Below are 13,610 nucleotides of genomic sequence, written 5' to 3'. Positions count from 1 at the left end.
GTCGGACTGTTGATAGCAAGAGACATGTGCGAGAATAGCCATATTGTCAGTATGGAGTTTAACTATCACTATGGAACGTGTTGATACAAGCCCTCAAAAGCTAAGCCCAATGCCCAGCATGTTACTGCGTTCTCTGTTGACGTTACAACGCAGCGATGAGTCAGCAGCAGAGTCTGAAACTTTGCTCAAAGAGTATTCTATTCCTGCGCCAACAGCTAAGCACCTGAGTCGTTATCAACAGTCATTCGGTGGTTTCGTCAGTGATGTCCCTCTGGCCATGCTGTACTGCATTGCGCAAAGAGCTCATTTATCGCAAATGCTTGATGACAGCTTTCCATGGCCTGCGCCTGGTCTGGTTCATGTCAGTAATAAAATTGAACGCCACCAGGTTATTTCTGCGCAAGTGCCTTTTCAACTGGTCTCCAAAGTGAAAGTACCCAAACGTGGTCCTGATGTTTCTCCGCGCCGACTGCGGCCTCAGTTTGTGGTTGAGTTCTGGCAAAATAATGAGAAAGTCGCAACATGCTCGAGCGTTTATCAGGTTATGAGCGGACAAAACACCGGGTCAACGAAGAAATCGACGCCTCCGATAAAAGCATTTGAGCCGGAAGCCGGCTGGGAAAATCTCAGTCACTGGCAATTAGGCAGCGGTATGGGCAGACGCTATGCGCGCATCTCCGGCGACTTTAACCCTATTCATTTGCATCCGCTGGTATCACGCTGGTTTGGCTTTGAAAAACCAATTATTCATGGCATGTATATGATGGCAAGAGCTCAGGCTGAGCTCGAGCAACGTCAGCAGAAACCTGTAACTTATATTGATGTCACCTTTAAACGTCCGGTTATTCTACCCGCACGGGTACAGCTATGGGCGTCAGAGCAAGGTGATAAAACCAAATACGAAGTACGCAGTGCGGATCACAGCTCACTGAAATTGGAAGGGTCAGTTCGTTTCGACTAACCCTTCCAGATAACTTATTGGTGCTTATAGACTTTGCCGTCTTTCATCACGAAACTCACATTTTGTAATAGTGTGATGTCATCCAGCGGATTTCCTTTTACAGCAACAATATCGGCCAGTTTACCTTCCTCCAGATGACCAATATTTTCATTTTTCAGTATTTTCGCTGCTGTTTTAGTCGCTGACTGAATTGCTTCTGCTTCCGATACACCGGCCTCTACCATGTACTGGAATTCAAGCGCGTTATCGCCGTGCGCTGAAACACCACTATCGGTGCCAAAAGCAAAGTTCACACCAGCCTTATAAGCCTTAGCAAAAGTGTCCTGAATTTGGGGGCCTATGGCACGTGCTTTTGGTCTGACAACATCGGGGAAATAGCCGTCAATTTCAGCTTTCTTAGCAACAAATTTACCGGCCATAATTGTCGGAACCAAATAAGTACCATGCTCTTTCATTGCAGCAATCACTTCGTCATCCATGTAAGTGCCATGTTCCACCGAGGTGATCCCCGCTTTTACAGCACGTAACATACCGGCTTTGCCGTGAGCATGGGCTGCAACGTGAAAGTTATAATCGTTAGCAATATCCACCAGAGCTTTTAATTCATCATCGGTAAACTGTGGGTTATCGCCACTACTGGCCATACTTAAAACACCACCTGTTGCGGTAATTTTGATGAAATCAGCTCCATCTTTATAATGCTGGCGTACGGCCTCACGTGCGCCCTCCGCACTGTTAATGACACCGTCTTTTGGTGTGGGACGCCCCATGAGTTCTTCCTTCCAACCATTAGTAGGGTCGGCATGCCCACCTGTCGTTGCCAACGATTTGCCCGCAGAATAAATTCTGGGACCATCAACGACACCGTCATTGATGGCATCGCGCAGAGCAATAGTTACATTATAAGAGTCACCCGGATTTCTTACCGTGGTAAAGCCCGCATTCAGCGTTTTCATACCGTAATGCTGAGCAGTTAAAGCGAGATCGGCTGGGTTTTCAGTAAACTGTTTTATGTATGAATTCGGCCCGGACTGACCGTCAAGGTGCACGTGTAAGTCTATAAGACCGGGTAAACAGGTATGAGAACTCAAGTCGGTAATCGAAGCATCATCACCGGGTCGGTTCACTTTTACAGCGGTAATTTTGTTGTCAGTAACTTCAATATAACGCTCACCAGCCAGACGACCACTCTCACTATCAAAAACGTTTCCGCAGTGCAGCCATTCACCGGCTTGAGCGGAATGCCCGGCTAAAGCGACAGTCAATCCGATAGCTATCTTTTTCAGCATAGTTCCCCCTAATCTTCATTCTGGTTATTGTTCTTCTTTGATACTCCGAACTCTAACCAATTGCAACGGCAGCGACCAGCATTGAGACAAAAAGTCAGTCTTTGTCGATAGTTACCGGAATAGGGGTCCCCCAAAACTCTCTAATTTGTGCGTCGTTACTCACCAATGAAGCAAGCGTATAGTTGGACAGAAAGTCATAGAAGGTCTCTTTGCCCTGGTTAATCACATTTTTCAGCTCGCAAACGGGAAAAATAGCGCACTCGGGTTTATGGCAGTCGACCCAGTACTCATCACCTTCCAGTCGGCGTATGACTCTGTCCAGCCGTATATCAGCCGGTTCAATAGCCAGCAGGAAGCCACCATTTTTGCCTCGACGTGTTTCAATTAGGCCTTCTTTGCCTAGTTGATGAACGACCTTATTTAAGTGATTGCGGGGAACATTGAATATGCCGCTCAACTCATCAATAGTGGCGCGCTTCGTATCCTCTTTTGCAGCCAGATACATAAGAACTCGCAGACCGTAATCTGTGTACTTTTTTAATTGCATGGTGGCGCCCTTTTGCCTTTATTCGCTCTGTTGCTTAAATGTCATTTGACGGCCGCCGCGAGTGCTCAATATCAAACGCCCTTTATCATCAATATTCACTTGATAAACTCGCTCCAGAACACTTCTGAACTCTTGAGAGAGTTCGTTAGCCTCGCCATTGCAGGCCATTTTTGTGCTTCCGGTAACCCGAATTTGAGCTAGTTCTCCACCCATATTGTAGTTCCCAAAATAACGATTACAGCCATTAAAACCGGCAAGCTGGCTGTCTTTCAAAAACTGAATGGTTGCCGGCTTAGAATGTATCGCATGGCCTTCAAATTCAGAGAGCTCCCAGGTAGCCCCCTGAAGTAACCATTCGCTATCGCCACCGCAGCCAGAATACATGCGGTCAGATTCTTGTAAGTCGACCTGGTATGGATATAAACGTCCGCTCATCGAATCGCGACATAGTCTGTCAATAACAAGAAGATGTTTATCGGTCGTCGACTCAATACGCCATTCATAAGGTTGCTCAGAAACAACCTCCGCTGCGACTAAATCAATAATTGCTTCGCTCTCAGGAGTGGTCAGTGCCATATGCTGTGGATTTACCGCCACTTGCCAAAAAGGCTCATTACCTCTTGCCGTAAAGTGTTTGGGTAAAGTGCCTTGCTCAACACACAGCGGCATTTCCTGACCCCGCCAGGTAATATCGGCTTCGTTACCTTTATTCCAGACTTGAGTTAATGGATCTTTATCATTTGAGTAACGAGCTCCGGAGCCACTCACAGCCCGAGGTAACTCTTCCTGTTGCGACCCGTAACTTAACAGCACACCGTTTTCTTTTTGCAGTACACTGAGCTCGCTGGCACCACACTGGTAATATGTCGGCACTTGCTCTTCCGGAGTTAACAGAGCGCAACCTGACAGCAGCATTACAACGAGAATAGAGACACTTCCTTTCATATGTATCGCAGGCATACTTGCCATCCTTATGTTTTTAACCGTTAAGTTAGAATTCTATAGATCGCACTGGTAATTGCATTAATTCTTCCAAGTCTTTTTCGAATCTGCCGAAGGAGCGCCACAATAAAGAGCTAGATCAAAAAACACCGCAATCTATTATTGCGAATCATTCTTATTTTAATTATCATCCATCCCGAATTTAATTAAACTAAAATAACTTTTCAAAAAGATGAAACGAGTCCGTTATGAAGAAAACGATCTTAGCCAGCACCATACTGACCGCTCTTGCAGCTCCTGCTATGGCCAATAATGCCGTCGGCGATACTGATATCGAGCAAATCAAAATTATTGGCAGTAAAACAGATGCCCGCAATGTTGCCGGCTCCAGCGCTGTTATTGACGAAGAACAGATGCGCATTGAGGTTCCTAGCGACATTAACCAGTTAATGAAAACCATCCCGGGTGTTTATGTCCGTGAAGAAGATGGCGAAGGCCTGCGTCCTAATATCGGTATTCGCGCTGCGACAGCAGGGCGTGTCAGTAAGGTCACTTTGCTGGAAGACGGCGTTATGATGGCCCCGGCACCTTATTCAAACCCGGCGGCCTACTACTTCCCGACTACCTTCCGTATGTCATCCGTTGAAGTATTAAAAGGCGCTCCTTTACTGCGTTACGGCCCACAGACAACCGGCGGCGTTTTAAACCTGGTAACAACACCTATTCCAGAAGACTTTGGCGGACAAGTTCTGACTCAGTTTGGCGAAAACAGCAGCCGTGATATTCATGCTCATGTTGGTGGCACTGAAGATCAATGGGGCTTTTTATTAGAAACCGTTCAACGCAGCAGCGACGGCTTCAAAGAAATTGACCGCAGCAGCCGCGACGCCGGTTTTGATATTGAAGACTATGTTGCAAAACTTCAGTGGACTGGCGAGCGCCAGAGCCTGTTGGCCAAAGTTCAATATTCAGAAGAAGTCTCGAACGAAACTTATCTCGGTTTGACCGATGCCGATTTCGCTCAGGATGAAAACCGCCGTTATGGCCTTTCTGAAATTGATCAGATGGATAACTCCCACAAAGGCTACAGCTTAAACTATGCGTTTGAAGCGACTGATAATCTGACTTTTAATATTTTAAGCTACTACAACGACTATGCTCGCAACTGGTTCAAACTGGATGGCGGTAATGCATACGTCAGTGCGGCTAACAGCGGTGACGCCGATGCATTAGCTATTTTGCAAGGCACTCAGGATGAAGCCGGTCTGAACTACAAAAACAACAACCGAGCTTATGAATCTAAAGGCATTGAAGCTAATGCTCAGTTTGCTTTAGGGACTCATAACCTGGAAGTGGGTGTTCGTGACCACAGCGACGAAATGGACCGTTTCCAGCCGGTTGAAATTTATGATCAGGTTAACGGCAGCCTTGTATACCAGGCTGAAGTTATGCCTACTGGCGGTAACAACCGTCTGGAAGGCGCTGATGCAGTCAGCTTCTGGCTGACAGACCAGTGGCAGGCAACCGAAGACCTTAACGTCCACTTTGCACTGCGTTATGAAGACGTTGAGTCTTATCGTTACCAGTTTGCTGACACGGCTCGCGAGCAACTGGACAGCACACGTTCAAACGACAGCGACGAATGGTTACCGGGCGTTTCCTTCACTTATGACGTGAATGATAACTGGCAGGTACTGGCAGGCGCTCATAAAGGCTTTTCGCCTTTAGGCGGCGGTGCGAAAGACTTTCAGGAGTCAGAAACCAGTAACAACTACGAAGCCGGTGTTCGTTTTAATCAAGGTTCTTTCTTTGCGGAAGCCATTGGTTTCTACAGCGACTTTAGCGATACCACACAGCAGTGTTCAATTGCTAACCCATGTGACAATGGCGCTGAGTCGGGCTCTTATGTGCTGGGTGAATCAACGGTAGCCGGTCTGGAATTACAGGCGAGCAATACCTTTGAGCTTGGTCAGTTCCTTATGCCAGTTGATTTGGCTTACACCTATACAAAAGGTGAAATCAGTCAGGACAACGCGGTGACAGGTTTGATGGACGGCGATGAACTGAATGACATTCCGCAGAATACCTTCAGTGTTCGCGTTGCGCTAGATAACAACAAAGGCTGGGTAAACTATGTGGTCGGCAAATACATTGACGAAATGTGCGTCTCTGTTGGCTGTAACCGCGACAACAGCCGTTTTAACAAAACCGAATCACTGTTTGTGACCGACTTTGTCAGTCGTTATGAAGTCGACAACAACATGGCGGTTTATTTCAAAGTTGAGAACTTGTTTGATCAACAGAAGATTGTTGCTCGCTCACCACATGGTGCGCGTCCGAACAAACCTCAAACAGCCTCTTTAGGTGTGGAATACACTTTCTAAAAACCAATCCCTCCCTGGATTTGTTATGGCCCCATTCTTATGGGGCCATTTTTTTGGTTTAGCTTATTGAGCTAAGCTGATCAGGTAATCCGCTAACGCACCCATACCCGTTTTTTTAACACCCGCTTCGCGTTCTGCGCTTTGATTATAATTGGTGTTGGTGTTTACATCGTAAACGTACAGCTCGCCTTTTGCGTCCTCAATAAATTCAATACCGGCCACATCAATATCATTGGCCTTCAAAAATGCTTCCAGCGCAAAAATAATTTCATGGTCATTAAAGCGCTGCGTAATAGTGAATTTATTAGGCTGATTGTCATCAGCAGGCGCTTCACTGGTTGGGCAAAACGCATCATCCACACTGCACACATCGGCCGGGCATAACTCAAAGCCTTGCTCAGTATTAACATTAACCGCATAAACAAATTTCTGTCCGACAAACTCACTGCGGGTAATATGCGGCTGCTTTGGCTTAATGTATTCCTGTAACAGCCAGATGCCATCTAACGGCTCTTCATAATCATCGCTGTTTATGTAGCTCTTTAAGCCAGCAACATCATCAAACTTAATAACACCTAAGCCTTTACCACCGCGGTTAGGTTTTAAAATCAATGGCCACTCGGCAAATTTCTCAGCGGCCTCGGTCAGCAGCTCTTTCCCCACCACAGCCTGTGTTTTAGGCACGTTAAGGCCGGCTTTTTGTAATGCCGCATACTGCGACAGCTTACACACCTCCAGCGCCAGCACCCGGGTACCATTAACCACGGTTCTATTACTGTTTTCCAACCAGGTTAACGCCATGCGAGTCAGCTCCGGTGCAAAACGATGTCCTCTTGTATGCGAGGAGGCACTCATACGATTATAGTAAACCGCATCTTCCGGAAGCTCGGAAAAAGGTATAACCCCCGTATCCAGGAACCATTCTTTGGCTTGCACACCGCGTTTCTCAAACTCTGCTCTTAGTGGCACCAGCCACTCTTCATTTTCGTGCAGAATAACAATATCTCGCATGGTTACCTCTTAGCGTCTCAGCTGATGTATCAGCAGAACTACGACAATAAAAATAAGCCCTGACAACAATACCTGCCAGGGAACAAAAACGGCCAGTCCAAGACAACTGACTAAACCTAGTATGGATACCCATTTAGGCACAAAACGATCACTTTTTGTGACCTTCAATGCCGCTAAATTCGTGATGCCATAATACACTAAAACCGTGAAGGCACTGAACGACCATGCGGTCTTTATATCACCAATTGCGACCAGCACCAGCATGACAACACAAGTTAACCAGGTTGCCGATGGCGCCGAGGTTTGCTGGTCGTTTAAATTAGCAAAGCGCATGGGTAAGTCGGCGCGACGCCCCATAGCAAGAACCACCCGCGATACTCCCAAAATTAAGTTCAGGATAACCCCGCCCATAGCAACCACCGCACCAAGAGTCACCAACCATCGTACAGGTCCGCTCGGCAGCAAACTCGCCAAAGAGAAGTGCTCAGCCTGAAAGTCCGCTATGCTGGGAAAATGCAAGAGAGCGCTACCAACGCCCAAATACAGAAGCGTCACAACCGCCAGAGTTAAAATAACGGCCAGCGGAATAACCTGACGCGGATTTTGTACCTCTTCCCCCATAGTGGCAATACGTCCGTAACCTGTGTAGGCAACAAAAAGCAGAGCTGCCGCCTGCAAAACGTGCCACCACTCGACCAAAGCCCGCTCAACAACAACGGCGGTTTGTTGATGACCTGTAATAATAAAAGCCAGCAGAGCCACTATGCTCACCGTAACAATGGCTGCATTAACCCAGTTTGTGCGCTTAACGCCCCCCAGTACTAATAACGTAAATAGCACCAATACTGCGGCGGCTATCCACTGTGCTAAATATTCAGGTATTGCCGTGACATTCGTCACATACCAGCCTACCGCCAGCGCAGCGGTTGCCGCTGACGCACTTTTTGCTACTACGAACAAGCTACCCGCCGTTACGCCATAAGCCGGGTTCAAAAACCGATAACCATATTCATAGGTGCCGCCGCTTACTGAATGTGCGGAAGCTAACTGAGCCGAAGACAGGCCATTGCATAAAGCCGTTACTGCCGCAATGAGAATGGCCCATAAAACGGCACCACCGGCAATATCCGCACCAATACCCACACTAACGAACGCACCGGTACCTAAAATGGAACCCAGCCCTAAAACTATAGCTCCGGCCAGCGAGGTGGAACGCACGAGTTGTTGACTCATAGGTTGCCCTTTTTTCTTTCGTTGGTGATTCAGTCACTTCTCTATTATCTTACAGGGTAAAAGATGAAATGGATGTGACAAGACCACTTTAAGAGCTATAATCGCACGCTTTCATCTCCTCAAAAGGATCTGACATGAGCGACTTCCCAGCCTGCCCTGAGTGTAAATCAAGCTTCACCTACCACGATGGTACCTTATTAGTTTGTCCTGAATGCGGACACGAATGGTCTGAAAACGAGCCAGAAACAACTGACGATGCACCCACTTTTCGCGATGCCAACGGTGCACCACTGGAAGACGGCGATACTGTCACTGTCATTAAAGATCTTAAAATTAAAGGTTCATCATCGGTCGTTAAAGTCGGTACCAAAGTTAAGAATATCCGTTTAATTGATGGTGACCATGACATCGACTGTAAAATTGATGGTATTGGTGCAATGAAACTGAAATCTGAATTTGTTAAAAAGGTCTAAAATCGGATACCGGAAATTACTATGAGAACGCTTTTAGCTGTCTGCCTTGTTCTTTTTTCGTCATTTACTTTCGGGAAAAGTAATGAACAAACTGTGGTGCTTATTTCAATTGATGGCTTTCGTCACGACTATATTGAAAAACATGACGCCAAAAACATTGCAGAATTAGCTAAAAGCGGTGTGCGCAGTAAAGGGCTTATTCCTGTTTATCCGTCAAAGACATTCCCAAATCATCTATCTATTATCACCGGCCGTTATCCCACTAATCACGGCCTGGTGGATAATAATTTTTACGATACCGAACGCCAGCAAAAGTACAGCATGGGCGACGGCTTAGAGGACAGTAGCTGGATTACCGCTTTACCCCTATGGAACCTTGCCGAATTTCAGGGCGTAAAAGCGGCGACCTTTTTCTGGCCTGAGTCTGATGCCCGCATTAATGGCCGGACGCCCAGTTACTTCTATCATTACAGTACACCGGTTCCTAATAGCCAACGAGTAGACCAAATTATTGAATGGTTAAAGTTACCGGAGAAAGCGCGTCCAAGACTGGTTACTGGCTATTTTTCTGTCGTTGACACAATGGGTCATCGGTTTGGCCCGGGCGCTAAACAAGTGAAAGGTGCAGTTCAGCACGTTGATAAGCTTATTGGCGAGTTATGGCAGCGAATGCAAACGGAAGTGGATGCGCCGGTTAATCTGGTTCTGGTTTCTGACCACGGCATGGCGCCGATAAAGGCCAACAAGATGATTGATGTTAATGAGCTGAATATTGATGAAGAGCTTTTTAACGTTGTGAATGCACAAACTCGACTGCTTATTTACGCAAATGAGGAGACTTCGGACAAGCAAGTGGACTCACTCCGACAACGCCTGAACCAAATGGCTGATGCCCCCTTTTATACAGAATCGGAAGCAGCGTTGGCTCAGCGGCATTTCGTGAATAGCCCACGGGTTCCTGCCATTGTTTTAGCAACGGATGCTCCTACCAGCTTCGCTACACGGCCGCGTGATCAGTGGTCAGACGGCGGCACTCACGGGTATTACGGCACCCGCGATATGGACGGCTTTTTTGTTGCAGCCGGAACCGGTTTTCATCGTGGCCAGCAAATTGAGCGTTTTGAGAACATCCATATATACCCAATGCTGGCAGAATTACTCAATTTAGAGCTGCTCACCGAAATTGATGGCCGGGCTGACGTACTCCGGCCAATCTTAAAAGCGAATTAATTATCGTCAAGTTGCGGTGTTTTCATAAATATCGCAACTATTGCTGCAGTAATAGTTCCGACAACAAGGGCAAAGAGCATTGACTGAATAATATAGCTACCTAAAGTAAAATAAACTTCCGCTTGCTCTGCATCCATTCCACCTTCATTAACAGCAAAGTTACTAACATTTTCAAAATAATTAGGTGAAATAATAACGTGCGTTATCCACTGGCTAATCGGCGTTAAAATAGCCACTACAATGGCTATAATCAGGCCACTGATGAATCCCTGTTTCCAGGTCATTGATCCGTTAAGATCTTTTTCTCGTTTTTCTCTAAGCGCTAATACATAAATGCCGATAGCAATAAGTGCAAAGAAGTTCGAGTAAGTTGAATGGTAAGCAATGTAATTGTCATGAAGACCAATTAGCCTTGCTATTAATACCCACAACATACTGGCTATAATAAAAATAACGCCCCACTTTATTTCTGTTGTTCGTGTTTTAAGCATTCTGGATTACCCTTTTGTAAAGATCCCTAAAAACAATAGCACTATTAAGGGATAGTCTGTAATTATAGTCCCGTTTTAAACGAATTAATTCAGGAGGATTCCCGTGGAAATACCCAGCATGCTCGCTATCGTAGCTGCACTGTGGGTTGTTCTGGTCATAGCCGGCGCTTTTGAGGCCGTTCGCCATTGGGCACTTGTCCGTAAAATTCCAGTGCGAGTCCATGTAAATGGTACTCGGGGAAAAACCAGCGTTACCCGGTTAATTGCGGCAGGATTACGCAGTGGTGGTAAACGCATTTGTGCTAAAACAACTGGTTCTGCAGCAGCTATTACCGACCCGGATGGTCGCGAATTTCCTATTTACCGAATAAGCGGTGCAAATATTATTGAACAAATGCGCACACTCAAAAGAATGGCAGCATTAAAGCCTGAAATTGTGGTTATGGAATGTATGGCACTGCAGCCTCAGTATCAGTCTTTGAGTGAATTGCGAATGGTTCGCTCAACTGTTGGTGTTATTACCAATGCCCGTGCCGACCATTTAGATGTTATGGGCCCCGGTGAGAACGATGTCGCCTTAGCTCTGGCAGGTAGCACCCCACTAAAAGGCGACTTATTCACCGCAGAACGCGACTTACTGGATGTGTTTAAACATTCATGTAACGACCGTAAAAGTGAACTGCATGGCGTAACCGAGGACGAAGTTAACGCTATTACCGATGACACCATGAAGCGTTTCCGTTACGCAGAGCACGCCGAAAATGTTGCTTTAGCTCTGAATGTCTGCCAGCACCTTGGTGTTGACCGGGAGAAAGCTCTGGATGGCATGGTTGCATTAGAGCCGGAAGCGGGTGCCATGCAGGTTCTTCACGTTAACTACTTCAAGCGCGAAATTGTATTCGTCAACGCCTTTGCAGCCAATGACCCTGAGTCTACAGGACGCATTTGGGAAAATATGCTGGAAAAACATGGCGAAGAACGACGTAAAATTGTTTTGATCAACTGCAGGGCTGACCGCCCACACCGCTCTCAGCAAATGGCCGAAGACATCGTCAAATGGAGTCCGGCAGATAAATATCTGCTGATGGGCTCAGGAACCTTTATTTTCGTCCGTAATGCCGTGAAATACGGCCTTGACCCCGAAAAGCTACTTGTTATGGAAAATGCTGAGATGACCGAAATTACCGAAACTATTTTAGAAGAATCCGGCAGCAGCGCATTAGTTGTCGGTATGTGCAACATTCACGGAGGTGGCGAAGAAGTCGCTCGTTTCTTCCAGAACCGGGCAATCAAGGAGGAAGATTTATGATTGCATTAAACATTCTTGCCGTTGCCATTGGTGTCGGTTTATTTTTTACTTTGTTACTCACACAAACATTAGGTTTAGCCGCTGGCGGCTTGGTTGTTCCGGGTTATGTTGCATTGCAACTGACTGATCCTCTAAGCTTGGCTATCACGCTTGTTGCGGCGCTTATTACCTATCTAATTGTCAGAGTTATTGCCAGCTTCGCTATTATTTATGGGCGTCGCCAAACCATTATCATGATTCTTACCGGTTATCTCATTGCCGGCTTGATGGATTTATTCCTTGGTAACATTGTTAACTGGGTAGATTTGCAAATGATAGCAGGCGGTGGTGATGCACAGGCTCAAGTTGCCACTCTTGAATCTAGCTTTATGATGTCGATTATGGAAAGTAGCATCGTCGGCTACATTATTCCCGGGCTTATCGCTATTTGGTTTGATCGGCAAGGCGTACTGCAGACCTTATGCGGACTCGCAGTAACTGCGGTACTGGTCCGCTTGGCACTTATCATCATTATGCCGGAATCATTACAAATGTACGAAGCAAGCCAAGCATTTCAGATGCCAGGCTGGTAACAGGAGGACGAATCATGAGTAGTTTTACAAAGATTTATTGGCGTTCGTCGGGCGTACCAACCTGGGGACTTATTTTTCTTATCGTACTGTCAGTAATCGTTATGGTTTCTGCGGAAAATATAAAACAACGCGATCCCGTCGTTGATGACAATTACGCAACCATGGTTAATGCGTCAAAAATAATGCGTGAAGGTATGCAGGTTCTTAAACCGTTACGCGCAAAACTGGCTCCAATTAACCCGGAGTTCGACCCCCAACGCTCTGGCATGGTTGGTTTGGAAAACAGCATTGTTACCACTAACCATGGTAGTCGCGAATCCAAACAAACCACTGTTAACCCTAACTGGGCAGCGGTCGCGGTCAAATTAATGGCAGATGCTGGTGTGCAGGAAGGAGATTTAGTTGCAGTTACGGTATCAGGCTCCTTTCCGGCAATGAACCTGGCCGTCTATTCAGCTATCGAAGCGATGGGAGCAGAAGCGATTATTATCGCTTCCGCATCATCCTCGCAGTGGGGCGGAAACGTACCCAACTTTCTATGGCTTGATATGGAGCGAGAACTCCGCGAAGCCGGTGTCATCAATCTTAAACCCGTTTACGCTTCCATTGGAGGTATTGAAGATCGGGGTATTGGTATTCCTGAAGAGGGCATTACCTCAATACGAAATACCATAGAAAGAGCCGGTATCAACTTTATTGATCCTGCTAGCTACCAGGAAGCGGTAGCTGACCGTATTGCCATATTTCGTGAATATTCAACCGATCGTCAATACAAAGCCTTCATAAATGTTGGTGGTGGCGCGACTATAGTAGGCCCTCCCGGCATTGACGATATGTTCAAGTCTGGTCTTCAGAGGGACGCTCCTTCCAGAGCTTTTGCTGTCGACACCATCATGGGCTATTTCCTGCAAGAAGATATTCCGGGTATTCACTTTAGTGGCATTAAAGATATGGCCACACGACATGGCCTTCCGTTAATGCCACAAGAAGTTGTGCCCGTTGGCAATGGCGGTATCTATTCAGCAACCGTTTATAACCGCTGGTTAGCACTTGGTTTAGGCCTTGGTTTATTCGCCATGACCTGGCTTATCGTCCGCTCTGCACGCATCACTAGCTTGTGGCGCCGAACCGGCGAAAGCGGTAAGAGCACGAAACCGATGGTTTAATA

The 13,610-nt window shown here is 46.6% G+C and carries 13 protein-coding genes; 7 read left to right on the top strand and 6 right to left on the bottom strand.

The genetic code is table 11. The features are described from left to right. Positions 1-70: 70 nt before the first annotated feature. Complete coding sequence (locus tag DET62_RS06930) at positions 71-961, top strand: MaoC/PaaZ C-terminal domain-containing protein (protein ID WP_110013446.1); 891 nt, start codon at positions 71-73, stop codon at positions 959-961. 14 nt (positions 962-975) lie between these two features. Here the strand turns inward: DET62_RS06930 and DET62_RS06925 are convergent, their stop codons facing one another. The 3 genes from DET62_RS06925 to DET62_RS06915 all read right to left on the bottom strand — a co-directional run bounded on the left by DET62_RS06925 (position 976) and on the right by DET62_RS06915 (position 3,757). Then, positions 976-2,250: an amidohydrolase family protein gene (locus DET62_RS06925; protein ID WP_110013447.1), complete on the bottom strand. Its 1,275-nt coding sequence runs from the start codon at positions 2,248-2,250 to the stop codon at positions 976-978. 94 nt (positions 2,251-2,344) lie between these two features. Then, positions 2,345-2,797, bottom strand: coding sequence for an Rrf2 family transcriptional regulator (locus DET62_RS06920; RefSeq protein ID WP_110013448.1), 453 nt, complete (start codon positions 2,795-2,797; stop codon positions 2,345-2,347). An 18-nt stretch (positions 2,798-2,815) separates the two neighbouring features. Next, positions 2,816-3,757 (bottom strand): META domain-containing protein, encoded by a 942-nt coding sequence (locus DET62_RS06915; RefSeq protein ID WP_110013449.1) that lies wholly within the window; start codon positions 3,755-3,757, stop codon positions 2,816-2,818. A 230-nt stretch (positions 3,758-3,987) separates the two neighbouring features. On the opposite strand from DET62_RS06915, the gene DET62_RS06910 reads away from it, so the two are divergent. After that, positions 3,988-6,123, top strand: a complete 2,136-nt coding sequence (locus tag DET62_RS06910; protein ID WP_110013450.1) for a TonB-dependent receptor — start codon at positions 3,988-3,990, stop codon at positions 6,121-6,123. 63 nt (positions 6,124-6,186) lie between these two features. On the opposite strand, the gene DET62_RS06905 is transcribed toward DET62_RS06910, so the two are convergent. Continuing rightward, positions 6,187-7,134, bottom strand: a complete 948-nt coding sequence (locus DET62_RS06905) for an alpha-L-glutamate ligase (RefSeq protein WP_110013451.1) — start codon at positions 7,132-7,134, stop codon at positions 6,187-6,189. A 9-nt stretch (positions 7,135-7,143) separates the two neighbouring features. Continuing rightward, on the bottom strand, positions 7,144-8,367 hold the full coding sequence (locus DET62_RS06900; RefSeq protein ID WP_110013452.1) for an APC family permease: 1,224 nt from the start codon (positions 8,365-8,367) through the stop codon (positions 7,144-7,146). Between the two features lie 134 nt (positions 8,368-8,501). Here DET62_RS06900 and DET62_RS06895 point away from each other — a divergent pair, with 134 nt between their 5' ends. Both DET62_RS06895 and DET62_RS06890 read left to right on the top strand, forming a co-directional pair. After that, positions 8,502-8,840: a zinc ribbon domain-containing protein YjdM gene (locus DET62_RS06895; protein WP_034822721.1), complete on the top strand. Its 339-nt coding sequence runs from the start codon at positions 8,502-8,504 to the stop codon at positions 8,838-8,840. Positions 8,841-8,861: 21 nt separating this feature from the next. After that, the gene (locus tag DET62_RS06890; RefSeq protein ID WP_110013453.1) at positions 8,862-10,070 is read left to right on the top strand and encodes an ectonucleotide pyrophosphatase/phosphodiesterase; all 1,209 of its coding nucleotides are present in this window, start codon (positions 8,862-8,864) and stop codon (positions 10,068-10,070) included. On the opposite strand, the gene DET62_RS06885 is transcribed toward DET62_RS06890, so the two are convergent. After that, a complete protein-coding gene (locus DET62_RS06885; protein ID WP_110013454.1) occupies positions 10,067-10,561 on the bottom strand; it encodes a DUF4199 domain-containing protein in 495 nt (164 codons plus the stop codon). The genes DET62_RS06890 and DET62_RS06885 overlap by 4 nt on opposite strands. A 103-nt stretch (positions 10,562-10,664) precedes the next feature. Between DET62_RS06885 and pgsB the strand changes: the two genes are divergently transcribed. From pgsB to pgsW, 3 genes are read left to right on the top strand one after another with little or no spacing between them, the layout of a single operon-like run. Next, a complete protein-coding gene (gene pgsB, locus DET62_RS06880) occupies positions 10,665-11,870 on the top strand; it encodes a poly-gamma-glutamate synthase PgsB (RefSeq protein WP_011235626.1) in 1,206 nt (401 codons plus the stop codon). Next, complete coding sequence (pgsC, locus tag DET62_RS06875; RefSeq protein ID WP_011235627.1) at positions 11,867-12,442, top strand: poly-gamma-glutamate biosynthesis protein PgsC; 576 nt, start codon at positions 11,867-11,869, stop codon at positions 12,440-12,442. Before pgsB ends, pgsC begins: the two co-directional genes overlap by 4 nt. Positions 12,443-12,456: 14 nt before the next feature. Beyond that, positions 12,457-13,608 carry a poly-gamma-glutamate system protein gene (gene pgsW, locus DET62_RS06870; protein ID WP_110013455.1) on the top strand — a complete coding sequence of 384 codons (1,152 nt, stop codon included), beginning with the start codon at positions 12,457-12,459 and terminating at the stop codon, positions 13,606-13,608. The last annotated feature ends 2 nt before the right edge of the window (positions 13,609-13,610 follow it).

Source organism: Idiomarina sp. H2 (assembly GCF_004364275.1).
In the GTDB taxonomy this organism is placed as follows: Bacteria; Pseudomonadota; Gammaproteobacteria; order Enterobacterales; family Alteromonadaceae; genus Idiomarina; species Idiomarina loihiensis.
The sequence above is the reverse complement of the archived record's forward strand: the minus strand, read 5'-3'. Positions and strand labels throughout refer to the sequence as shown.